The organism is Agrococcus sp. AC640b (assembly GCF_979255995.1).
In genome coordinates this window covers 16520-38909 of sequence record NZ_CEEDMM010000004.1, presented here as the reverse complement: position 1 = coordinate 38909, position 22390 = coordinate 16520, and the positions used below count along the sequence as shown (strand labels likewise).

23 protein-coding genes are annotated in these 22390 nt (G+C 71.9%); 16 read left to right on the top strand and 7 right to left on the bottom strand.

Annotated features, from left to right (window positions below; all coding sequences use genetic code 11):
* The first annotated feature begins 147 nt into the window (after positions 1–147).
* The 4 genes from ACZ6H8_RS02525 to ACZ6H8_RS02510 all read left to right on the top strand — a co-directional run bounded on the left by ACZ6H8_RS02525 (position 148) and on the right by ACZ6H8_RS02510 (position 5965).
* Entirely contained in the window at positions 148–1746 is a 1599-nt protein-coding gene (locus tag ACZ6H8_RS02525; RefSeq protein ID WP_464144090.1) for an ABC transporter substrate-binding protein, read from the top strand.
* Positions 1747–1881: 135 nt separating this feature from the next.
* Positions 1882–3333, top strand: a complete 1452-nt coding sequence (locus ACZ6H8_RS02520) for a serine hydrolase domain-containing protein (protein ID WP_464144087.1) — start codon at positions 1882–1884, stop codon at positions 3331–3333.
* A complete protein-coding gene (locus ACZ6H8_RS02515) occupies positions 3330–4799 on the top strand; it encodes an amidohydrolase family protein (RefSeq protein ID WP_464144084.1) in 1470 nt (489 codons plus the stop codon). The genes ACZ6H8_RS02520 and ACZ6H8_RS02515 overlap by 4 nt, the downstream gene beginning before the upstream one ends.
* Positions 4800–4816: 17 nt before the next feature.
* The gene (locus ACZ6H8_RS02510) at positions 4817–5965 is read left to right on the top strand and encodes a M20 family metallopeptidase (RefSeq protein WP_464144082.1); all 1149 of its coding nucleotides are present in this window, start codon (positions 4817–4819) and stop codon (positions 5963–5965) included.
* Between the two features lie 31 nt (positions 5966–5996).
* On the opposite strand, the gene ACZ6H8_RS02505 is transcribed toward ACZ6H8_RS02510, so the two are convergent.
* The gene (locus ACZ6H8_RS02505; protein WP_464144080.1) at positions 5997–6566 is read right to left on the bottom strand and encodes a type 1 glutamine amidotransferase family protein; all 570 of its coding nucleotides are present in this window, start codon (positions 6564–6566) and stop codon (positions 5997–5999) included.
* Between the two features lie 60 nt (positions 6567–6626).
* Here ACZ6H8_RS02505 and ACZ6H8_RS02500 point away from each other — a divergent pair, with 60 nt between their 5' ends.
* Entirely contained in the window at positions 6627–6968 is a 342-nt protein-coding gene (locus tag ACZ6H8_RS02500) for a YciI family protein (protein ID WP_464144079.1), read from the top strand.
* A gap of 55 nt (positions 6969–7023) precedes the next feature.
* Here the strand turns inward: ACZ6H8_RS02500 and ACZ6H8_RS02495 are convergent, their stop codons facing one another.
* The gene (locus tag ACZ6H8_RS02495) at positions 7024–7386 is read right to left on the bottom strand and encodes a DUF2200 domain-containing protein (RefSeq protein ID WP_464144076.1); all 363 of its coding nucleotides are present in this window, start codon (positions 7384–7386) and stop codon (positions 7024–7026) included.
* Between the two features lie 148 nt (positions 7387–7534).
* On the opposite strand from ACZ6H8_RS02495, the gene ACZ6H8_RS02490 reads away from it, so the two are divergent.
* The 3 genes from ACZ6H8_RS02490 (at position 7535) to ACZ6H8_RS02480 (ending at position 11121) form a co-directional block, all read left to right on the top strand.
* Positions 7535–8110: a PadR family transcriptional regulator gene (locus ACZ6H8_RS02490; RefSeq protein WP_464144074.1), complete on the top strand. Its 576-nt coding sequence runs from the start codon at positions 7535–7537 to the stop codon at positions 8108–8110.
* A gap of 50 nt (positions 8111–8160) precedes the next feature.
* A complete protein-coding gene (locus ACZ6H8_RS02485) occupies positions 8161–9852 on the top strand; it encodes an ABC1 kinase family protein (RefSeq protein WP_464144072.1) in 1692 nt (563 codons plus the stop codon).
* An 81-nt stretch (positions 9853–9933) separates the two neighbouring features.
* Positions 9934–11121, top strand: coding sequence for an alcohol dehydrogenase catalytic domain-containing protein (locus tag ACZ6H8_RS02480; RefSeq protein WP_464144070.1), 1188 nt, complete (start codon positions 9934–9936; stop codon positions 11119–11121).
* 18 nt (positions 11122–11139) lie between these two features.
* Here the strand turns inward: ACZ6H8_RS02480 and ACZ6H8_RS02475 are convergent, their stop codons facing one another.
* Positions 11140–12105 (bottom strand): SDR family NAD(P)-dependent oxidoreductase, encoded by a 966-nt coding sequence (locus tag ACZ6H8_RS02475; RefSeq protein WP_464144067.1) that lies wholly within the window; start codon positions 12103–12105, stop codon positions 11140–11142.
* Between the two features lie 174 nt (positions 12106–12279).
* Here ACZ6H8_RS02475 and ACZ6H8_RS02470 point away from each other — a divergent pair, with 174 nt between their 5' ends.
* Positions 12280–13473: an amidohydrolase family protein gene (locus ACZ6H8_RS02470; RefSeq protein WP_464144065.1), complete on the top strand. Its 1194-nt coding sequence runs from the start codon at positions 12280–12282 to the stop codon at positions 13471–13473.
* 51 nt (positions 13474–13524) lie between these two features.
* Here ACZ6H8_RS02470 and ACZ6H8_RS02465 read toward each other — a convergent pair whose 3' ends face one another.
* On the bottom strand, positions 13525–14094 hold the full coding sequence (locus ACZ6H8_RS02465) for a DUF3043 domain-containing protein (protein WP_464144063.1): 570 nt from the start codon (positions 14092–14094) through the stop codon (positions 13525–13527).
* Positions 14095–14160: 66 nt separating this feature from the next.
* Here ACZ6H8_RS02465 and ACZ6H8_RS02460 point away from each other — a divergent pair, with 66 nt between their 5' ends.
* The 5 genes from ACZ6H8_RS02460 (at position 14161) to ctaF (ending at position 19230) form a co-directional block, all read left to right on the top strand.
* Positions 14161–15546, top strand: a complete 1386-nt coding sequence (locus tag ACZ6H8_RS02460; protein ID WP_464144062.1) for a M20/M25/M40 family metallo-hydrolase — start codon at positions 14161–14163, stop codon at positions 15544–15546.
* Positions 15547–15604: 58 nt separating this feature from the next.
* Positions 15605–15973 (top strand): HesB/IscA family protein, encoded by a 369-nt coding sequence (locus ACZ6H8_RS02455; RefSeq protein ID WP_464144061.1) that lies wholly within the window; start codon positions 15605–15607, stop codon positions 15971–15973.
* 192 nt (positions 15974–16165) lie between these two features.
* Positions 16166–17089, top strand: coding sequence for an aa3-type cytochrome oxidase subunit II (ctaC, locus tag ACZ6H8_RS02450; RefSeq protein ID WP_464144058.1), 924 nt, complete (start codon positions 16166–16168; stop codon positions 17087–17089).
* Complete coding sequence (gene ctaD, locus ACZ6H8_RS02445; RefSeq protein ID WP_464144056.1) at positions 17089–18807, top strand: aa3-type cytochrome oxidase subunit I; 1719 nt, start codon at positions 17089–17091, stop codon at positions 18805–18807. Before ctaC ends, ctaD begins: the two co-directional genes overlap by 1 nt.
* A gap of 3 nt (positions 18808–18810) precedes the next feature.
* Positions 18811–19230 (top strand): aa3-type cytochrome oxidase subunit IV, encoded by a 420-nt coding sequence (gene ctaF / locus ACZ6H8_RS02440; protein WP_464144054.1) that lies wholly within the window; start codon positions 18811–18813, stop codon positions 19228–19230.
* A gap of 75 nt (positions 19231–19305) precedes the next feature.
* Here the strand turns inward: ctaF and ACZ6H8_RS02435 are convergent, their stop codons facing one another.
* Both ACZ6H8_RS02435 and ACZ6H8_RS02430 read right to left on the bottom strand, forming a co-directional pair.
* On the bottom strand, positions 19306–19893 hold the full coding sequence (locus ACZ6H8_RS02435) for a P-loop NTPase family protein (protein ID WP_464144053.1): 588 nt from the start codon (positions 19891–19893) through the stop codon (positions 19306–19308).
* Between the two features lie 33 nt (positions 19894–19926).
* Complete coding sequence (locus tag ACZ6H8_RS02430) at positions 19927–20157, bottom strand: hypothetical protein (RefSeq protein WP_464144051.1); 231 nt, start codon at positions 20155–20157, stop codon at positions 19927–19929.
* A gap of 38 nt (positions 20158–20195) precedes the next feature.
* Between ACZ6H8_RS02430 and ACZ6H8_RS02425 the strand changes: the two genes are divergently transcribed.
* Positions 20196–20630 (top strand): MarR family winged helix-turn-helix transcriptional regulator, encoded by a 435-nt coding sequence (locus ACZ6H8_RS02425; protein ID WP_464144050.1) that lies wholly within the window; start codon positions 20196–20198, stop codon positions 20628–20630.
* Positions 20631–20749: 119 nt separating this feature from the next.
* Complete coding sequence (locus tag ACZ6H8_RS02420) at positions 20750–21340, top strand: hypothetical protein (protein ID WP_464144047.1); 591 nt, start codon at positions 20750–20752, stop codon at positions 21338–21340.
* Between the two features lie 18 nt (positions 21341–21358).
* Here ACZ6H8_RS02420 and ACZ6H8_RS02415 read toward each other — a convergent pair whose 3' ends face one another.
* Positions 21359–22390, bottom strand: a complete 1032-nt coding sequence (locus ACZ6H8_RS02415) for an LLM class flavin-dependent oxidoreductase (protein ID WP_464144045.1) — start codon at positions 22388–22390, stop codon at positions 21359–21361.

Sequence of the window (22390 nt, the reverse complement as noted above, 5' to 3'; positions counted from 1 at the left end):
CTGCGCGCGCCGCACGCGCACGGCTGTCGCTTCCCACGAGGTCGGCGCGCGGCTTCGGTGCGTTCCGACGATGCCGCCGCGAGGCCGGAGCGGGAGAGTGCCAGCACAGCATCTCGTTCCCTGCACCCGAACGCCCGGAGGGCTCCCATGAAGAAGAAGCTGCTCGGCGTCGCCGCCTGCACGGCCGTCGCCCTCGTCCTGACCGGTTGCGGAGGCGGTGGCTCCGGCGACGCCCAGGGCGCCGGCGAGCCCGTGGTCGACGGCACCCTCACCTTCGCCATCAACGAGGACCCAGGCAACCTCCTGCGGCACGTGAACTCGAGCGCGACCCTCTCGTACGTGTACCCGTGGGCGTACGAGGCTCCCGTGTTCTTCGACGACGCAGGCGAGGCGCAGGGTTGGCTCGCCGAGTCGTGGGAGGAGACCCCGACGTCGTTGGAGTTCACCATCCGCGAGGGCGTCATGTGCGAGGACGGCTCGACGCTCACCGCCGAGACCGTCGCCAACAACTACCGGTGGATCCTCGATCCGGCCAACGGCTCCAGCTTCGTCGGCCTCGTCGTGCCCGCCGACGCCGTCGTCGAGCACGACGAGGCCGCTCGCACGGTCACGCTCACCACGACGACGCCGAACTCGTTCCTCCTGCCGCAGCTGGGGATCCACCCCATCTACTGCCAGGGCGCGCTCGACGACCCCGAGAGCGTCGTGTCGGCGACGAACGGCACCGGCATGTACCGCCTCGTGGAGGCCGTGCAGGGCGACCACTACACGTTCGAGCGCAAGGACGACTACGCGTGGGGCCCCGATGGTGCGCCAGACGGCACGACGCCCGGCGTGCCTGCGACCGTCGAGATCCAGATCATCGAGAACCCCAGCACGCGGGCGAACCTGCTGCTGTCCGGCGAGCTGAACCTCGCAGCGGTGCAGGGTCCAGACGAGCCGCGTGTCGCAGCGACCGCCGACGCGCTCATCGAGACGTCGCTCGTCACCGGCGGCTTCGCGTACAGCCAGGCGGAGGGGCAGCCCACCGCCGACGAGGCCGTGCGCATCGCGCTCACGCAGGCGCTCGACCTCGACGCCCTCATGCGGGTGCAGACGTCCGACACCGGCGAGCGCGCCCCGAGCCTCGCCGTGCTGCCGCCGCAGATCTGCCAGTACGACGCGGCGTCGAACCTGCCGACGACCGACGTGGAGGCGGCAGAGGCCGCCCTCGACGAGGCCGGCTGGGTCATGGGCGCCGACGGCATCCGCGCACGCGACGGCGAGCAGCTCATCCTCGACTTCGCGTGGAACACGCGCTGGCCGGAGACGTCGGCGACCGCCGAGCTCATCGCGCAGCAGTGGAGCGAGATCGGCGTCGGCGTCGAGCAGCACGGCTCGGAGTACGGCGTCTTCATCGAGGAGGTCAGGGCCGAGGGGGCGGCGTCGGAGTTCGACGTCATCTGGCTCGCCTCGAACTACTCGGTGCCGAACGTGCTCGCGTCGTTCGTCTCCGGCGACGCGCCGCCGACCGGCAACAACTACGCCGCGATCCAGAACCCCGAGTTCGACGCCCTCGTCGAGGAGGCGGCGGCGTTCACCGGCACGGAGGCGTGCGCGACGTGGGAGGAGGCGGAGTCCGAGATGTACGCCTCCGCCGACTACGTGCCGTTCGCGATGCGGCCGGACGTCATGTACTCCAGCGGCGTCCAGCCGACCGTCGAGGGCGGGTTCGACCTCGTGTCGACCTTCCTCCTCGTCGAGTAGCGAGTGCACGCGGGGCGGGGCGCCAGGCGCCTCGCCCCGCCCTCGAGCACGACGGCACCATCTGAGACCATCCGAGCAGCAGGCCGACGCCTCGGCCCGCGCCCGGTCGACACCACCGAGACGGAAGAGCAGCACATGACAGCCCACCTCAGCCCCACCGCGTTCGACCCGGCACCGTGGGACGGGTTGCTCGCCGACGTCGCCAGACGCCATCACGTGCCCGGCATCGTCGCCGGCGTGCTGCGCATCGACCCCGAGACGGGGCTCGAGCAGCGGCTCGTCACGGCGACGGGGCTCACGAACCTCCGCACGCGCGTCGCATCCGACCGCGACACCGTCTGCCAGGTCGGCTCGATCACGAAGGTCGTCACGGCGACGATGATCATGCAGCTCGTCGAGGAGGGGCGCATCGAGCTCGGCACGAAGGTCGTCGACGTGCTCGACGACTTCGCGCTCGCGTCGCCGCACGCAGCCGAGATCACGATCGAGCACCTGCTCACCCACACGTCGGGCATCGACGGCGACCTCTTCACCGACACGGGCCGTGGCGACGACTGCCTCGAGCGCTACGTCGCCACCCTCGAGTCGGCAGAGGCGCTCTTCGCGCCGTCGACGGGGTGGTCGTACTGCAACTCCGGCTTCGTCGTCGCCGGTCGCATCGTCGAGGTCCTCGACGGCCGCACGTGGGATGCGTCGCTGCGCGCGCGCGTCACCGAGCCGCTCGGACTCTCGACGTTCCTCACGATGCCTGAGGAGGTCCTCGGCCATCGCCACCAGCTCGGACACGTGCGCCCGCCAGGTGCGACGACGTGGGCGCCGAGCCCCGTCACGTCGATCACCCGCTCCATGGGCCCCGCGGGTCTCATCACGAGCAGCGTCGACGACCTGCTGACGGTCGGCGGCGCGTTCGTGCGCGGCGGCGTCGCACCCAGCGGCGAGCGGCTCCTGCGCGAGGAGACGGTCGACGCCATGACGACGCCGCACTGGGAGCTCGACGCGGCAGCCGCGGCGATCGCGCCGCGCTGGGGCCTCGGGTGGATGCTCGACGACTGGGGTGGGCACCGCATGCACTGGCACGGCGGGACGACGATCGGCAACAACGCCTGGTTCCAGGTGCTGCCGGACGACGGCCTCGTCTTCGTCGTCTTCTGCAACGGTGGCGTCGCGGCATCCGCTGCCGCCGAGGTGTACCGGGCGTTCGCGGATGCGTTCGCCGGGACCGCGCCGCCGTCGCCTGCCGGGCCTGCGGCGCCGAGCGCCGACGCCGTCGTCGACGACGCGTGGCTGGGCACCTACCGCGACGCCTCCACGACCCTCACGGTCGGCCGCGACGGCGACGGCAGGCTCATCGCCACGATCGAGTCTCGCCTCGGCATCGCACCCGGCGAGCGGCCCGAGTCGATGCCGATGCTGCCGACGGCGGATCCGAGCCGCTTCGTCGTGAGGCCGGATGCGCTCACCCCGTGGGGCGTGGTGGCGTTCACGACGGTCGACGGCGCATCCGCCGCCTACGTCGGCATCCGCTGCCTGCCGCGCACGGAGCCCGCCTCCGAGGTCGGGACCGACGCCGAGGAGGTGGCGGCGTGAGCGCGCTGCTGCTGCGCGGCGGCCGGGTCGTCGACCCGGGGACCGGGTTCGACGGCATCGCCGACGTGCTGATCGACGACGGCGCCATCGTCGCGGTCGGCCCCGATCTCGCCCACGCCGACGCACGCGTCATCGACGTGACGGGCAGGATCGTCGGGCCCGGCTTCGTCGACCTGCACAGCCACGTCAACTCGATCGCCGGCCAGCGCCTGCAGGCGATGGACGGGGTGACGACCGCGCTCGAGCTCGAGGCGGGGCTGCTGCCCGTCGAGCGCGCGTACGCGCGAGCCCTCGAGGAGGGCAGGCCCATCAACTTCGGGTTCTCCGCGTCGTGGGGCGCCGCACGTGCAGAGGTGCTCTCCGGCCGCGTCGCCGACGCGGACCTGGGGCTGTCGATGCTCTCGGACCCTGCGTGGCAGGCCGACTCGTCGCCGACGCAGCTGCGAGCGTGGCTCGGCAGGCTCGAGTCGGAGCTCGCCGACGGCGCCCTCGGCATCGGCATCCTGCAGGGCTACGCCCCGCGCACGGATCCTGCCGAGTACCGAGCGGTCACCGAGCTCGCCGCACGAGCGGGCGCTCCGACGTTCACGCACGTGCGCGAGATCGTCGAGGCCGACCCGTCGACGCCCATCGACGGCACGCTCGAGGCGGCGCAGGCGGCGATGGACCTGGGTGGCCAGGTGCACCACTGCCACGTGAACAGCACGTCGCGACGCCACATCGAGCGCACGCTGCAGACGATCGACGACGCCCGCGTCGGCGGCGCGTCGATCACGGTCGAGGCGTACCCGTACGGCGCGGGGAGCACGGGCATCGGTGCGGCGTTCCTCGCGCCCGAGCGGCTCGCGGTGTGGGGCCTGACGCCCTCGAACCTCGTGCTGGTCGCGACGGGCGAGCGCATCCGCGACGAGGCGCACCTGCGTCATGTGCGCGCCACCGACGCGGGTGCGGCGTGCATCGTCGAGTACCTCGACGAGCGCGACCCCATCGATCGGGAGCTGCTGGAGCAGTCGCTCGCGTTCCCCGACTCGATCGTCGCCTCCGACGCGATGCACGTCACGTGGCCCGACGGCTCGACGGAGTCGCGCGCGTGGCCGCTGCCAGAGGGCGGCATGACGCATCCGCGAACCGCGGGCACCTTCGCGCGGTCGCTGCGGACCATGGTGCGCGAGCGCGGGCTGTGGACGTGGCTCGAGGCGTTCCGCAGATGCAGCCTCCTGCCCGCGCGCGTCCTCGACACCGTCGCGCCCGCGTTCGGACGCAAGGGGCACCTCGGCGTCGGCGCGGATGCCGACGTCGTCGTCATCGATCCCGAGCGCATCACCGACCAGGCGACGTACCTCGACTCGACGCGACCCTCGATCGGCGTCGAGCATCTGCTCGTGCGCGGCGAGCTCGTCGTGCACGATGGCGACATCGTGGTCGACGCCTACCCCGGCAGAGGGCTGCGCGGAGCGCTGCGGTGACGGCGCAGCATCCCTCGATGCTGGCCGCCTCGCGCCGGCTGCCTGCGATGCTCGACGACCTCGAGCTGCTCGTGCGCACCGAGTCGCCGTCGTCGGACCACGCAGCGGTCGCGCGGTCCGCCGACGTCGTCGCCGCCGTCGGCCTCGCGCGCCTGGGCGTCGCCGCAGAGCACGTCGTCGTCGACGGCGTCACCCATCTGCGATGGCGGCTGGGTGCGCAGGATGCGGATGCGCCGCGCGTGCTGCTGCTCGCGCACCACGACACCGTCTGGCCGCTCGGCTCGCTCGAGACGCATCCCTGGTCGAACGTCGACGGCGTCGTCCGCGGCCCCGGATGCTTCGACATGCTCGTGGGCCTCGTGATGGCCGTCCACGCCGCCGCCGAGCTCGAGCTGCAGCCAGGCGCCGCCGTGACGCTGCTCGTGACCGGCGACGAGGAGCTCGGATCGCCGACGTCGCGCGCGCTCATCGAGGACGAGGCGCGAGGATCGATCGCCGCGCTCGTGCTCGAGGCGAGCGGCGACGGCGGCGCGTGGAAGGTCGAGCGGAAGGGCGTGTCGCGCTACCGGGTCGAGCTCACGGGACGCGCCGCGCACGCCGGCCTCGAGCCGGAGCGCGGGCTCAACGCGACCGTCGAGCTCGGACACCAGATCGTCGCGATCGCGATGCTCGGCGACGCGCGGCTGGGCACGACGGTGACCCCGACGGTCGCCCGCGGCGGCACGACGTCGAACACCGTCGCGGCGTCCGCATCGTGCCTGGTCGACGTGCGTGCGACGACCGTCGGCGAGCAGCGCCGCGTCGACGACGCCATGCATGCGCTCGCGTCGGTGACGGGCACGACGATCGCGATCGCCGGCGGCATCAACCGTCCGCCGCTCGAGCGCCGTTCGGCAGCGCCGGTGCTGGCGTGCGCGAGCGCGGTCGCAGAGCGGATCGGCATGGCGGTGCCGGATGCGATCGCCGTCGGAGGCGCCTCCGACGGCAACTTCACGGCGGGCGCCGGCGTGCCGACGCTCGACGGGCTCGGCGCCGTCGGCGGTGGAGCGCACGCCGACCACGAGCATGCGCTCGTCGCCGAGATCGCTCCGCGCACCGCCCTGCTGGTCGAGCTCGTGCGCGACCTGCTCGCCGGTGGACTGGGGCGGGAGGGCGCCGTCGACTGACGAGGCTGCTGGCGCCGGCCCTCGCTCGGGCTCAGGCGAGCAGCGTCGCGACGCGCTCGGCGATCGCGCCGGCTGCGGATGCGGCGGATGCGGCGGCGCGGTGGTCGGCGTCGGCGAGCGCGCCCGTGACGACGCGGGCGTCGGCGCCGGTCACGGCGCGTGCGGCGTCGGCGGAGTCGGCGAGCGCGCAGTCGACGTGTCCGATGGCGGCGATGACGCCGCCGTGGCTCGCGACGCTGCGCACGATGCGCTCGAGCCCCGGGCTCGCGTGCAGCGTGGCCGCTGCGGCGCCGGGGTCGCTCGCGACGCAGACGACGGCGTCGAAGTCGCCGGCATCGATCTGCGCCGGTGCGGCGGTGTGCGCGAGCAGCGCGGCGCGCATCGGATCGGCCACCCAGGCCTCGACGTCGTCGTCGGACGCGTCGGCGACGACCGCACCGCCCGCTGGGCTCACGAGCAGCTGCTCGAACCCGGCCGCCTCGAGCACGCGCCAGGCGGCGACGAGCGACGTCGGCCATGCGGCCGCAGCTGCGGGAGGGGTCGCTGCTGCGCGGGCTGCGTCGTCGGCGTTCGCCACGACATGGAGGATGCGGGTCGACATGACTCCATTGACGCATAGGCGTACGGTGTTGCGCACGCCAGCCGACGATGGAGCCGTGCGATGCCGAAGTATCTGATCTCGTTCCCCTCCGGTGCGATGGTCGTGCCCGACGGCGAGTGGGATCGCGTCGTCGAGGAGTCGCATCAGGTGATCCGCGACGCGAAGGCGGCGGGCGCGTACGTGTTCGGCGGCGGCATCGACGAGTCCGTGCCGCCCGTGCGCGTGGCTGCAGACGGCGCGGTGACGCCGGGCACGTATCCGCAGACGGCTCGCATCGAGGGCGGATACACCGTCGTCGACCTGCCGGACCGCGCAGCCGCCGAGGCGTGGGCGGCGAGGATCGCCGCCGCGTGCCGATGCCCGCAGGAGCTGCGCGAGTTCATGCATGACCCTGAGTCGTAGGGACGCGGGAGTCGGCGGGTGCCCGGCAGGCGACGTCCGGGTGGCGTGCCCGCCGTCAGGAAGTGTGCGCCGTGCGCAGCACCTTCTCCATCGCCTTGCCCTTCGCGAGCTCGTCGACGAGCTTGTCCATCCATCGGATGCGCTGCATGAGCGGATCCTCGATGTCCTCGACGCGGATGCCGCAGATGACGCCCGTGATCTGCGATGCGGCCGGGTGGATCGCGGGCGCGCGGTCGAAGAAGTCGCGCAGGGAGCGCTCGTCGGCGAGCGTCTCGGCGAGACCGGCCTCGTCGTAGCCGGTGAGCCACGTGAGCACCTCGTGCAGCTCGTCGACCGTGCGTCCCTTGCGCTCGACCTTCGTGACGTAGTGCGGGTGGATGCTCGCGAACGGCACCCCGTAGATCCTGTGCTCCGCCATGGCTCGCACGATACTCGCGGAGTCGTCGCAGCCCCTCGCCCGCAGCGAACAGCCCTGGCCTGCCACGCCTCAACGATATATCGTCGATGCATCGGCGACAGTCGCGTGGGGGGACGTCTCGACGCGCATCGCCGGGAAGAGGAGCATCATGACCGACTCGTTCCAGGAGCAGTTCGGCGGCCGCGACTTCGGCCGCGACTTCCGCATGGGCCGCCACGGCGGCGGCATGTGGGAGGCGATGGAGCACCTTCGCAGCCAGTTCGACCGCAAGGCGCCCGGCTCGCGCATGGGCCGCGGCGACGTGCGCACCGCGGTGCTCACGCTGCTGGCCGAGGGGCCGAAGCACGGCTACCAGCTCATCAACGAGATCGAGGCGCGCTCGGGCGGCGCGTGGCGTCCGAGCCCCGGCTCGGTGTACCCGACGCTGCAGCTGCTCGCCGACGAGGGCCTCATCGTCGCGGAGGAGGCCGGTGGTCGCAAGACCTACGCCCTCACCGACGAGGGCCGCGTGACGGCTGCCGCAGCAGCAGAGCAGGGCACGCCGTGGGCTGCGTCGCACGAGCGCGAGACGCCTGGCTTCTCGGCGCTGCCGAAGGCGGGCTTCGAGCTCGCGCAGGCTGCCGCGCAGGTCGGCCGCACGGGCACGTCGGAGCAGGTGCAGGAGGCCGTCGCCATCCTCGACGACGCGCGCCGTAGGCTCTACTCGATCCTCGCTCGCGACTGAGCACGGGTCTGAGCACGACGCCCCGGCCTGCCGGGACGCGGGGAGGTGCGATGTCCGAGGGCACCTTCTCGCGCGCCCGGTACCGCCGCATCCTGCGCTTCGCCGCCCGTCACCTCGCGGTGACGTGGTGGTTCGAGATCGCCATGCCCCGCATCGGCCTCGCGCGCCTCGCCGCGCGCAGCCGGCCGCGTCGCATGACGCGCTTCGCGCGTTCCTTCCACGACTTCGCCGTCGAGCTCGGCGGCCTCATGATCAAGGTCGGCCAGTTCATGTCGTCGCGCCTCGACGTGCTGCCTCCTGAGATCACGAAGGAGCTCGAGGGTCTGCAGGACGAGGTCCCTGCCGTCCCGACGCCTGCGATCCGGCGAGCGGCCGAGGACGAGCTGGGGATGTCGTTGGCGACGGCGTACGCGTCCGTCGCCGACGCGCCCATCGCGGCAGCGTCGCTCGGGCAGGCGCATCGAGCGACGCTGACCGAGACCGACGCGGCCGAGACGGGCATCCGCGACGCCGTCATGAAGGTGCAGCGCCCAGGCATCGCAGACATCGTCGCGACCGACCTCGCCGCGCTGCGCCGCGTCGGCGGCTGGCTCAGCCGCTTCCGCCTCATCTCTGACCGCGCCGACATGCCGGCGCTCGTGGAGGAGTTCGCGCGCACGAGCGAGGAGGAGATCGACTACCTCCACGAGGCGCAGTCGGCCGAGCGCTTCGCCGCGATCTTCGCCGACGACGACGGGGTCGGCGCACCCGAGGTCGTCTGGGAGCGCACGACGCGCCGCGTCCTCACCCTCGAGGACGTCACGGCCATCAAGATCACCGATCACGATGCGCTGCGTGCGGCGGGCATCGATCCGAGCCTCGTCGCGCACCGATTCGCGACGACGATGTTCGAGCAGCTGTTCACGCACGGATGGTTCCACGCCGACCCGCATCCCGGGAACGTGTTCGTGACGCCCCTCGGCGGCGTCGACGTCGACGGCAGGCCGACGTGGCGGCTGACGTTCATCGACTTCGGCATGATGGGCGCCGTCCCGCCCACGACGCGGCGCGGCCTGCGGCGCATGCTCATCGCCGCGGCATCGCGCGACGGATCCGGCCTCGTCGCAGGCATCCGCGACGTGGGCGTGCTGCTGCCCTCTGCAGACACGGCAGAGCTCGAACGGGCCATGACGCAGGCGTTCGCGCGCTTCGGGGGCATGGGCTTCGCCGAGCTGCGCGAGGTCGATCCGCGCGAGTTCCGCGACTTCGCGCTCGAGTTCCAGGAGCTGCTGCGCACGCTGCCGTTCCAGCTGCCCGAGGACATGCTGCTCGTCATCCGGGCCATGTCGCTCACCTCCGGCGTGTGCTCGTCGCTCGATCCCGCGTTCAACCTGTGGGATGCGGTCGAGCCGTACGCGTCGCAGCTGCTGCGCGACGAGCGCGGCAACGTCGTGCAGGACGTGGGTCGTCAGGCGATCGAGACGGCCCGCATCGCCGCCGCGCTGCCACGTCGCCTCGACGAGGTCATCTCGCGCGTCGAGGGAGGCAGGCTGCAGGTCGGCGTGCCGCGCGTCGAGCGCAGGATCGAGCGGCTGGAGCGCGCCCAGGCGCGGGTCGTGTCGGCCGTGCTCTTCGTGGGCCTGCTCGTCGGTGGCGCGGTGCTGCAGGGCGATGGCGTCGGCCTCGGCACGGCGCTCATGATCGTCGCGATCCTCCCGTTCGCGCACGCCGTGCTCGGCGGCCTGCTCGCACGGCGACGCTGACGCGCGGCGGCATCCTGCACGCGAGCCCGCCCGCTGTCCACCCGGTCGTGGGCGCGCGTGGCGATCCGTAGCGTCGATCGCATGCGAGCACTCACCTGGCACGGCATCGAGGACGTCCGAGTCGACGAGGTCCCGGATCCCGTCATCCAGCTGCCCACCGACGCGATCATCCGCGTCACGTCCACCGCGATCTGCGGCTCCGACCTGCACCTGTACCGCGTGCTGGCGCCGTACCTCACGCGCGGCGACGTGCTCGGTCACGAGACGATGGGCGTCGTCGAGGAGGTCGGGGCCGAGGTCACGCGCCTCAAGGTCGGCGACCGCGTCGTCGTGCCGTTCGTCATCGCGTGCGGCGCGTGCTGGATGTGCGAGCGGCAGCGCTTCTCGCAGTGCGAGACGACGCAGAACCGCGACACGGGCACCGGCGCATCGCTCTTCGGCTACACCTCGATGTACGGCGCGGTGCCCGGCGGCCAGGCGGAGCGCCTGCGCGTCCCGTTCGCCGACGTCGGCCCCATCGTCGTCGGCTCCGAGCACCCCGACGAGCGCTACCTGTACCTGTCGGACATCCTGCCCACCGCCTACCAGGCGCTCGAGTACGCCGACGTGCCAGACGGCGGCACGCTCGGCGTCGTCGGCCTCGGCCCCGTCGGCCAGCTCGTCGTGCGCCTCGCGGTGCGCCGCGGCATCCGCGTCGTCGGCTCCGACCCGCAGCCGGAGCGGCGCGCGCTCGCCGAGGAGTGGGGTGCGCAGGCGGTCGACGTCGACGACGCCGTGCAGGCGATGCGCGACGCGAGCGACGGCCGCGGTCCCGACGCGGTCGTCGAGGCGGTCGGCATGGAGGCGCACGGCAACCCCGTCGCCTCTGCGGCCATCAGCCTCGCCAGCAGGCTGCCGAAGCCCGTGGCGCAGAGCGCGATCGAGCACGGCGGCATCGACCGCCTCGCCGCGCTCATGACGGCGATCGACGCCGTCCGCCGAGGCGGCACGCTGTCGATCTCGGGCGTGTACGGCGGAGCCGCCGACCCGATGCCGTTGCGCGTCATGTTCGACAAGGGCATCGCGGTGCGGATGGGGCAGTGCGACGTGCGCAGGTGGGTCGACGCGCTGCTGCCGATCGTCGAGGAGGAGGGCGACGTGCTCGGGCTCGAGCAGCTCGCGACGCATCGCCTGCCGCTCGAGGAGGCGCCGGGCGCCTATCGCACGTTCCAGCGCAAGGAGGACGGCTGCGTCAAGGTGGTGCTGAAGCCCGAGCTGCGCCCGGCGTGATCCGCGGGGTCGCGCGGCTCAGCGTCCGACGCGCGTGCCCAGGCGGCTCGCGGCGCGCGAGCCGAGCGTCGTGATGGCGGCGACGATGGGGGAGCGCTGCACGAGGCGGCCCTCGACGGGGCCCGAGGGATCGCGTCCCGCGCCGGGCAGCAGCCTGCCGACGAGGCCCGCGACGCGCACCGTCGTCGACGGCGCGAGGCCGTGGACGCGCATCGCGACGTGCGTCCACCACGGCAGCCGCACGTGCGTGCGGCCCGCGAGCACGCCGTCGACCATCTGCCTCGCCGCACGCTCGGCCGACGTCGACACGATCGGCACGGACGCGCCCGCCCCGAACCATGCCGCCTCGTGCGACGGCTGGCCACGGAAGCGCGCGACCTCGTGCGAGCCGGTGCGCATGAGCCCTGGCACGATCGTCGTGGCCGTCAGCCCCGTGCCCGCGAGCTCGGCGGCGAGGCCCTCCGTGAAGCCGATCGCCCCCGCCTTCGCAGCGGTGTAGGGCAGCAGGTGCGGCACGGCGACGCTGCCGCCGATGCTCGTGACGACGCCGATGCGTCCGCGCCTGCGGCTGCGCATGCCGGGCAGCACCGCCCATGCGAGGTGGATGGGGCCGCGCAGCATCACGTCGATCGCGAGGTCGAAGTCCTCGACGCGCATCGTCTCGGCGGGGCCGACGTCGATGACGCCGGCGACGGCGAACGCGGCATCGACGGGTCCGAGGTCGCGCTCGACCGCGGCGATCCACGCCTCCACGGATGCGGCGTCGGCCACGTCGGCGACGCCGCCGTGCATGGCGGCTCGACCGCGCGAGGCGCGCTCGAGCCTGCGCAGCGCGTGCTCGACGCCCTCCTCGCCGCGCGCGGACACCGACACGCTCCAGCCGCGGCGGGCCAGGTCGAGCGCCACGAGCAGGCCGAGGCCGCGGGAGCCTCCTGCGACGACGGCGACGCGACGGGAGCGGGCGGACGAGCGCAGGATTGCCATGCTCCGACGCTAGGTGCCGCGTCGGGTCGCGCCCCATCCCCTTGACGTGCGCGCCGCCGACGCGCAGGGCGCTCGACGCGCTCGTCGCTCGCCGGGTCGCTCCTAGACTCGTCGCGCGGTCGGCGCCGACCCCTGGGTCCGCCGGCCGCATCGACACGAGCGAGGAGCGAGCGCATGGATGCCATCGAGACGACGCCGATCACGAGGCTCGCGAACGTGCGCCCGTGGGGCGGCGACGCCGTCGACCTCGACGTCGAGGGCACGACGATCGCCGCGATCCATCCGCACGGGCAGGCGCCGAGGCACGAGGGCATCGTCGTCGACGGCGAGGGCCTGTGCGCCCTGCCGGGCATCGTCAACGCGCACGCGCACGTCGACAAGTCGTGGTGGGGCCTGCCGTGGCAGTCGTACGGGGGAGAGGGCGGCACCGACGGCCGCATCCGCCACGAGCGAGCCAGGCGCGGCGAGCTCGGCATCCCGTCGACGTCGATCACCGCCGCCGTGCTGCGCGAGCTCGTGCGCCACGGCACGACGGCGATCCGCACGCACGTCGACGTCGACCTCGGGATCGGCCTCGCGGGCATCGAGGCTGTGCAGGAGGCGGCCGCCGCGTACGGCGGGGCGCTCGAGGTGCAGATCGTCGCCTTCCCGCAGGATGGCGTGCTGCGCAGGCCCGGCGTCGAGCGGCTGCTGCGCGACGCCGTCGACGCCGGCGCCGTGCACGTGGGCGGGCTCGACCCCGCCTCCATCGACCGCGACCCGGTCGGCCAGGTCGACGCGATCCTCGGCATCGCCGCCGAGACGGGCGTCGGCGTCGACATCCACCTCCACGACCCCGCCGAGCTCGGCGCGTTCCAGATCGAGCTCGTGCTCGACCGGGTCGACCGGCTGGGACTGCACGGTCGCGTCGTCATCGCGCACGGCTTCGCCATCGCGCAGCTCCCGCCCGATCGGCGCGCGGCGCTGCTGCAGCGGATGGGCGAGGCGGGCGTGGGCATGACGAGCGTTGCCCCGCTGCGGCTGCCGCAGCTGCCGATGCGCGAGCTCGCCGACGCGGGCGTGCGGCTCGGCCTGGGCACCGACGGCATCCGCGACCTGTGGAGCCCCTACGGCGACGGCGACACGCTCGGCATCGCCAGGCAGTACGCCCGTGCGTCGAGCCTCGTGCGCGACGAGGACCTCGAGCAGGTCGTGCGGCTCGCGACGAGCGACGGCGCATGGGCGGTGGGGCGCGACGTGCACGACCTCGTCGTCGGCGCACGCGCCGACGTCGTGCTCGTCGACGCCGAGCATGCGATGGACGCGCTCGTGCGGCTGCCCGAGCGGCGCATGGTCATCGCGGGTGGCAGGGTCGTCGCGACCGCCTGAGCCGGGCACGGGCGCATCCGCGCCGCAGGCTGCGGCCGGACGCCCGGGGCGTCACTCGGGGAAGCGGAACAGCTTCGTCTGCGGCTTCGGCATGCGCATGAAGGGCAGCTGCGCTGCACGCATCGAGGCGTACCACGTGATGCCCTTGGTGTTGCCGGGGCCGAACTTCGCCGTGATGCGGCGGCGCAGCAGGAAGCCGAGCAGCACGCAGTCGAGCACCGCGACGGCGATGAACGCCCACAGCACGACGTTGGCGATGAGGCGCACGTCCATGCTGTCGAAGAACGTGAGGACGATGACGACGATCATCGCTGGGATCATGAGCATCGCGACGTTGAGGCGCGCGTCGACGTAGTCGCGGACGAACTTGCGCACGGGGCCGCGGTCGCGCACCGGCAGGTAGCGCTCGTCGCCTCGCTCGAACCCGAGTCGCTGCTCCTCGCGCTTCGCGGCCATCTGCTCGCGCGACTCGCGCTTGGCCGCCTTGCGGTCGGTGGGCACGAGCGGGCGCGCGTTGCGCGCCACCTGCTGGCTGCGCTTCGGGGTGGCGACGCCCTTGCCGCCAGGCTTGACGACCTCGGGCTGCGCGATGACGTCCTTGGGCTTCGAGAAGAGGGCCACTGCGTTCCTTGCGTCGATTCGTGAGGCTCCAGTCTACCGTCGCACGCCGTCCGTAGGATCGGGAGCATGACCTCCGCAGATCTCGACCAGCTCCGTCGCGCCGTCGACGGCGGATTCGACCGCGCCGTCGGCGACCTCAAGGACCTCGTGCGCATCCCGAGCGTCTCCTGGGCCGCGTACGACAGGGCCCACGTGCGCGCGAGCGCCGAGGCCGTGCGCGAGCTCGTCGCAGGCACGGGGCTCTTCGACGACGTCGCGATCGAGCAGGTCGACGACGAGCAGGGCCGTCAGGGGCAGCCGGCGGTGCTCGCCAGGCGCGAGGCGCGCGGTGGTGCGCCGACCGTGCTGCTCTACGCGCACCACGACGTGCAGCCGTGGGGCGACGAGGCGCTGTGGCGCACGCCGCCGTTCGAGCCGACCGAGGTGGGGGAGCGGCTGTACGGTCGCGGCGCCTCCGACGACAAGGCGGGCGTCATGACGCACGTCGCAGCGCTGCGGGCGTTCGCCGAGACGCACCCCGACCCCGACCTCGGGCTCGTGCTGTTCGTCGAGGGCGAGGAGGAGTTCGGCTCCCGCTCGTTCGGCCGCTTCCTACAGACGCACGCCGACACGCTCGCCGCCGACGTCATCGTCGTCGCCGACAGCGACAACTGGTCGACCGACGTGCCCTCGCTCACCGTCGCGCTGCGCGGCAACGTCACGTTCCGGCTCGCGGTGCGCACGCTCGAGCACGCGAGCCACTCGGGCATGTACGGCGGTGCGGTGCCCGACGCGATGCTCGCGGCCATCCGCACCCTCGACACGCTGTGGGCGGCAGACGGCTCCGTCGCGGTCGAGGGGCTCACGAGCCATGATGCGCCCACGCCCGAGCGCGACGAGGCGCAGCTGCGCGAGGAGGCGGCGCTCCTCGAGGGCGTGCGGCTGCTCGGCGCGGGCAGCCTGCTCTCGCGCAGCTGGTTCCAGCCGTCCATCACCGTCACGGGCATCGACGCGCCGAGCGTCGCCGATGCGTCGAACACGCTGCTGCCCGAGGTGGCCGTGCGCGTCTCGGCCCGCATCGCGCCCGGTCAGAGCGCGCAGTCGGCGTTCGACGCGCTGCGCACGCACCTCGAGTCGCACGCGGCGTTCGGGGCGCATCTCGACATCTCCGACGTCGACCTCGGCGAGCCGGTGCTCGTCGACGTCGACGGCTGGGCCGCGGGCGAGGCGCAGGGTGCGATGGCGGATGCGTGGGGTGCCGAGCCGGTGCTGCAGGGCATCGGCGGCTCGATCCCGTTCATCGCCCAGCTCGTGGCGCAGTTCCCGAACGCGCAGATCCTCGTGACGGGCGTCGAGGACCCGGAGACGATGGCGCACAGCCCGAACGAGTCGCAGCACCTGGGCGTGCTGCGCAAGGCGATCCTCGCCGAGGCGGCGCTGCTCGCTCGCGCGAACGCCCGCCCGGTGCGATGATCGTGGCGGCGGAATGACCGAGCGACGCGACGCGTTGACCTTCGTCGAGGGGAGCATCATGACCGACACCACCACCGCAGCCGAGCAGGCGACCGAGGACGAGCACGGCGTCGCGCTCACCGACGCCGCAGCCGACAAGGTCCGCCGCCTCCTCGATCAGGAGGGCCGCACCGACCTGCGCCTGCGCGTCGCCGTGCAGCCGGGCGGCTGCTCTGGCCTCATCTACCAGCTCTACTTCGACGAGCGGTACCTCGACGGCGACGCCGTCCGCGACTACGACGGCGTCGAGGTCATCGTCGACCGCATGAGCGTGCCGTACCTCGATGGCGCGACCATCGACTTCGAGGACTCGATCCAGAAGCAGGGCTTCACGCTCGACAACCCCAACGCGCAGGGCTCCTGCGCATGCGGCGACAGCTTCCACTAGGCAGCACGATCGACGAACGGCCCCGGTGCGACAGCGCCGGGGCCCTTTCGTCGTGCCAGCGCCGTCCGACACGCCCGGCCCAGGGCATGCATCTGCAGGTGGCTCCGCGCAACACCCATCGGCTGGTCCTCAGCGTCTGCTGGGCGCGTACTAGGATTGGACCGCACAGCAGGCATACGTAAGGAAGCACTCTTGCGCACTCGTCGCACGTCTCGGTGGCTCGCGATCCCCATGATCGGCGTGCTGACGCTCGCTCTGGCGGGATGCACCCAGGAGCAGCTCCAGGGCTGGCTCCCCTCCACGCCCGGTGTCACGAACCACGTCGACCGCATCGTCGGCCTGTGGGTGACGTCGTGGATCGTCCTCCTCGCGGTGGGCGTCATCACGTGGGGGCTCATGCTGTGGGCGGGCATCGCCTACCGTCGCCGAAAGGGCCAGACGGGCTTCCCGGTGCAGCTGCGCTACAACATGCCGATCGAGGTCTTCTTCACGGTCGTCCCCGTCATCCTCGTCGTGGGCTTCTTCGCCTTCACGGCGCGTGACCAGGCGGCGATCGAGGAGCCGATCGACGACCCCGACGTCTCGATCACCGTCTACGCGAAGCGCTGGGCGTGGGACTTCGTCTACGACCAGACCGACGCGCAGTCGGTGTACTTCCAGGGCATCCAGGGCCAGGAGATCGAGGGCGGCGGCGTCGACACCGAGGAGCTGCCGACGCTCTACCTGCCGGTGAACTCCACCGTCGAGATCGAGCTCGAGTCGCGCGACGTCGCGCACTCGTTCTGGATCGTCGACTTCCTCTACAAGAAGGACACGCTCCCGGGCGTGACCAATGCGTTCTACTTCGAGACCGGCGACGTCGAGGGCGTGTTCACGGGCAAGTGCGCCGAGCTCTGCGGCGAGTACCACTCCCTCATGCTCTTCCAGGTCGAGGTGGTCTCGCAGGCCGAGTACGACGCGTACCTCGAGAGCCTCGAGACCGAGGGCAACGTGCTCACCGGCGACGAGATCGAGCAGTTCGGCGATGGACTGAACCCGGTGACGAACCCCGCCAACCAGGGCAGCGACGAGTCCGACGGCACCCCAGAGGCTCCGGCCGATCAGGAAGGCGAGTGATGGCCACCGCGACCGCACAGGAGCAGCGCACCGGCTCCGAGGGCTTCGAGCGCAAGGGCAACGTCCTGGTGAAGTGGATCACCTCTACCGACGCCAAGACCATCGGGTACATGTACCTGATCACGTCGTTCATCTACTTCGCCGTCGGCGGCGTGATGGCGCTCCTCATCCGTGCGCAGCTCTTCGAGCCCGGCCTCGAGATCGTGCCCACGAAGGAGCAGTACAACCAGCTCTTCACGATGCACGGCACGATCATGCTGCTCATGTTCGCGACGCCGCTGTTCGCGGGCTTCGCCAACGTGCTCATGCCGATCCAGATCGGCTCGCCCGACGTCGCCTTCCCGCGTCTCAACGCCTTCGCGTACTGGCTGTACTCGTTCGGCTCGCTCATGGCGGTCGCCGGCTTCCTCACGCCGCAGGGCGCCGCGTCGTTCGGCTGGACGGCCTATGCACCATTGAGCGACGAGACCTTCTCGCCAGGCGTCGGAGCGAATCTCTGGTTCCTTGGATTGGCGTTGTCGGGCTTCGGCACGATCCTCGGTGGCGTGAACTTCATCACGACGATCATGACGATGCGCGCGCCCGGCATGACGATGTTCCGCATGCCGATCTTCACGTGGAACGTGCTCATCACGTCGATCCTCGTGATCATCGCCTTCCCGGTGCTCGCGGCGGCGTTCTTCGGCATGAGCGCCGATCGACTCTTCGGCGCGCACATCTACGACCCATCGAACGGCGGCGTGCTGCTGTGGCAGCACCTGTTCTGGTTCTTCGGGCACCCAGAGGTGTACATCATCGCGCTGCCGTTCTTCGGCATCATCTCCGAGGTCCTGCCGGTCTTCTCGCGCAAGCCGATCTTCGGGTACAAGACGCTCGTCTACGCGACGATCGCGATCGCTGCCCTGTCGGTGGCGGTGTGGGCGCACCACATGTACGTCACGGGCTCGGTGCTGCTGCCATGGTTCGCGTTGATGACGATGCTCATCGCCGTGCCGACGGGCGTGAAGATCTTCAACTGGATCGGCACGATGTGGCGCGGATCGATCACGTGGGACACGCCCATGGTGTGGTCGCTCGGCTTCCTCGTGACGTTCGTCTTCGGTGGCCTCACCGGCGTCATCCTCGCGTCGCCGCCGCTCGACTTCCACCTCTCCGACGGCTACTTCGTCGTCGCGCACTTCCACTACGTCGTCTTCGGCACGGTCGTGTTCGCGATGTTCGCCGGCTTCTACTTCTGGTGGCCGAAGTGGACGGGAAAGATGCTCAACGAGCGTCTCGGCCACGTGCACTTCTGGTTCCTCTTCATCGGCTTCCACATGACGTTCCTCGTGCAGCACTGGCTGGGCGTCGTGGGCATGCCGCGTCGCTACTACAGCTACCTGCCGGAGGACGGGTTCACCTGGATGAACCAGCTCTCGACGGTGGGCGCGTTCATCCTGGCGTTCTCGATGGTGCCGTTCCTGTGGAACGTGTACATCACGGCGAGGCACGGCGAGAAGGTCACGGTCGACGACCCGTGGGGCTCCGGTCGCTCGCTCGAGTGGGCCACGAGCTGCCCGCCGCCGCGACACAACTTCACGTCGATCCCGCGCATCCGCAGCGAGTCGCCCGCATTCGACCTGCACCACCCCGAGGTGGGCCCGCAGGTGGGCGTCGGCCCGTTCAAGGACGCTCCCGAGCGCCCCGTGCTCGACATCTCCGAAGGCAAGGTGAAGTAGCCGATGCGCGCCAACATCGCGATCCTCTGGATCCTCGCGGTCTTCTTCCTCATCTGCGCAACCGGCTACACGATCTGGCACATGCTGGAGTACGCGGGCGAGGTCGAGTGGGTCGGCTCCGTGGGTATGGGCCTGTGCGCCATCCTCGCGGCGTTCATCGCCGCGTACATGGGCCTGGTGCACCGCACGTCGGGCGGACAGCTGCCCGAGGACGACGCGTCGGCGCTCATCGACGACGGCGACCCCGAGATCGGGCACTTCTCGCCGTGGTCGTGGTGGCCGATCTTCCTCGCGGCGTCGCTCGCGCTCACGTTCATGGGCCTTGCGATCTCGGTCTTCCTGCTGCCGATCGGTGCCGCGCTCGTCGTCATCATGCTCGTCGGCTGGGTCTTCGAGTACTACCGCGGCAACTTCGCGCGCTGACGCGCTGCACGCGATGCCCCGGCCGGCGACGGCCGGGGCTTCGTCGTCTGCGGGCGCATCCGCTCGTCGCAGGGGTCAGGCGTCGCGCGTGCGTGCGCGGGGCGGGTCGTCGTGCCTGGGGAGGCCGGCGAGCCAGCGTTCGACGTCGGCCTGCGAGCGCAGGCGCACGACCGTGAGGTGCGGATGGGTCCGCTCGAGCTCGGGGACGATGGTGCGGTACTTCGCGCGACCTCGCCATGCGTAGCGCACCACGTGGTCGCGGTCGGTGACGAACGTCGCCAGCGGCGGCTCGACGTTGCCGTTCCACAGCACCTCCTTGCGGAGGCGTCTGCGGAGCGTGCGGACGACGAGCCGCGTCATCGACACCGCGTACGGCATGTCGAGCCAGACGAGCGCGTCGGCACCGTCGGCGAGGCGCTCGCGCGCCGAGCCGTACTGCCACTCCGCGATCCACGATGCGCGTGCGACGAGCGCGTCGACGTCGTCGAGGAACTCGGGGCGCGGCTGCCAGCCGGCGCCGTGATGCAGTGCGTCGATCTCGGTGTGCTCGATGGCGAGGATCGCTGCGAGCCGACGCGCGAGCGACGTCTTGCCCGAGCCGGAGAGCCCGGCGACGAGGATGCGCTGGGGGATGGCCGGCAGGCGGTCGCGGGGTCCGAGCACCCGATCGACGCTAGCAGCGGCGGGCGCTGTGCATCAGGGTGCTGGGCAGTGCAGCACCGAGCGACCGAGCGAGCGGTCGACGTCGTGCGCATCCCAGGCGGCACCGCACTCCGGGCAGCCGCGCGCGGTCGCGACGCCTTCGCGCTGCTCGCCCCAGGGGCCGAGCTGCGGCGGCCCTGCGACTCGGATGAGGTTCGCGTTCGCCCACCGGTAGAGTCCGCCCGCTGCGCGGATGCGTGCGCCGAGCGGTTCCCTTCGTGCCATGATCATCAGTGTACTCATCATTCGGCTAGCATGGGCGCATGACCGCATCCGACGACCTCCTGCGCCTCGACGAGCAGGTGTGCTTCGCGATCGTGACGGCAGCGCGGAACGTCGTCGGCATCTACCGGCCGATCCTCGAGCCCCTCGGCCTCACCCATCCGCAGTACCTCGTGCTGCTCGCCCTCTGGGAGCGCGCGCCTCGCTCGCTGCGCGACCTCGCGACCGCGGTCGCGCTCGAGCCCGCGACGCTGTCGCCGCTCGTGCGCAGACTCGAGGCGCAGGGGCTCGTGAGCCGTGTGCGCAGCGTCGTCGACGAGCGCGTCCTCGACATCGGGCTCACCGAGGCCGGCGTCGCGTTGCGCACGCAGGCGCTGCGCGTGCCGGAGCAGGTCATGGCGGCCACGGGCATGGATGCCGCCTCGCTCGCCGCGCTGCGCGATGCGCTGGAGCCCTTCGCAGGCGCCCGCGACTGACCGGAGCGTGCGACTGGCTGGAGCGCGCGACTGACCGGAGCGTGCGACTGGCCGGAGCGCGAGGGCGCCCTTCGTGACGTAGCCTGGCGGATGGAGCACAACCCAGGAGGAACCCCCGCATGCCCGACCTCGCCAACGGCAAGTACGTCTCGCAGGCCGACGCGATCAGGCAGTGGTGGCCGGCGGCTCGCGCCGCGCTGCTCGAGACCGCGCAGGAGTACGGGGCGTGGATCACCCAGGACGACCTGAGCCGTCGCATCCAGGCCGACACGGGCATCACCACACGCCAGCCGGCGGCCGAGTGGATGGGGACCGTGCTGGGACGCGTCGCCGCGGACGCCGAGGCACGCACCGAGCCGCGCCTGGCGTCGCTGTGCGTGCAGGCCGACCTGTCGGTCGGCGACCACGTCGGCGCGGCGCCGGGTGGCTCCGTGCAGGCCCGCGAGCAGCAGGCGGCGCAGGATCGCCTCGAGTGCTACCGCGCGTTCGGTGCGACGCTGCCAGCAGACGGCGGTCAGCCGCAGCGCACGCCGCGCACCGTCGCACGGCCTGCGACGCGCGAGCGGAGGCCAGCACGCGATCGCAGCGCGGTGCGGGCACCGCGGGCGACGCCGAGCCCTGCCATGAAGGAGGTCACGTGCACCTCGTGCTTCATGGTCGTCCCGGCTGCGGATCGCTGCCGCGACTGCGGCGCCACGCTCCCCGCATAGGGATCGTCGCTCGAGGCCTCAGCCGGCGTCGAGCGCGGCTCGCACGCGGGGGATGACCTCGGTGCCGAACAGCTCGATCGTGCGCAGGTTCGCATCGTGCGGGGTGCCGGAGGCGTACTTCAGGTCGAATCGGTCGAGGCCCAGATCGCGCACGGCACGCACGATCTTCGCCGCGACCGTCTCCGGCGAGCCGACGAACAGCGCGCCGTCGTCGCTCGCGGCGTCGTCGAACTCGCGCGTCGTCGCAGGACCCCAGCCCCGCTCGGCCCCGATGCGGTTGCGCTGCACGATCCAGTGCGGACGCAGCAGCGCACGCGCCTCCGCGTCGCTCTCGGCGACGAGACCGGGGGAGTGCAGACCCACGCGACCGCCGTCGTGCCCGAATCGTGCCATCGCCTCGCGGTAGAGCCCCGAGAACGGTGCGAATGCCCTCGGGCTGCCGCCGATGACGGCGAGCATGAGGTCGAAGCCGTGCCGCGCAGCCCGCACGACCGACTGCGGCGTGCCTCCGACGCCGACCCACACGGGCACGCGGGAGCCCGTGACGGACGCCTGGGAGCGTGGCCACACCTCCTGCTCCGTCAGCGACGAGCGCAGGGTGCCGCTCCACGTCACGGGCTGCTCGGCCACGAGCGCGGCGAGCAGGTCGAGCCGCTCCTCGAAGAGCGTCTCGTAGTCCTCGAGGCGGAAGCCGAACAGCGGGAACGACTCCACGAACGACCCGCGACCGACGATGAGCTCCGCGCGTCCGTTCGAGAGGGCGTCGATCGTGGCGAACTGCTCGAACACGCGCACGGGGTCGGCAGACGAGAGCACCGTGACGGCCGTGCCGAGGCGGATGCGCTGCGTGACGCTCGCGAGGGCGCCGAGCACGACCTCGGGTGCCGTGAGCGAGAAGTCGCCGCGGTGGTGCTCGCCGAGGCCGAGGAAGTCGACGCCGCTCGCGTCGGCGAGCACGCCCTCGGCGACGACCTCGCGGATGGTGCGCGGATGCGCGTCGGGCTCCGCACCCAGGACGTCGCCGAAGGTGTGGAGCCCGAAGCCCAGCAT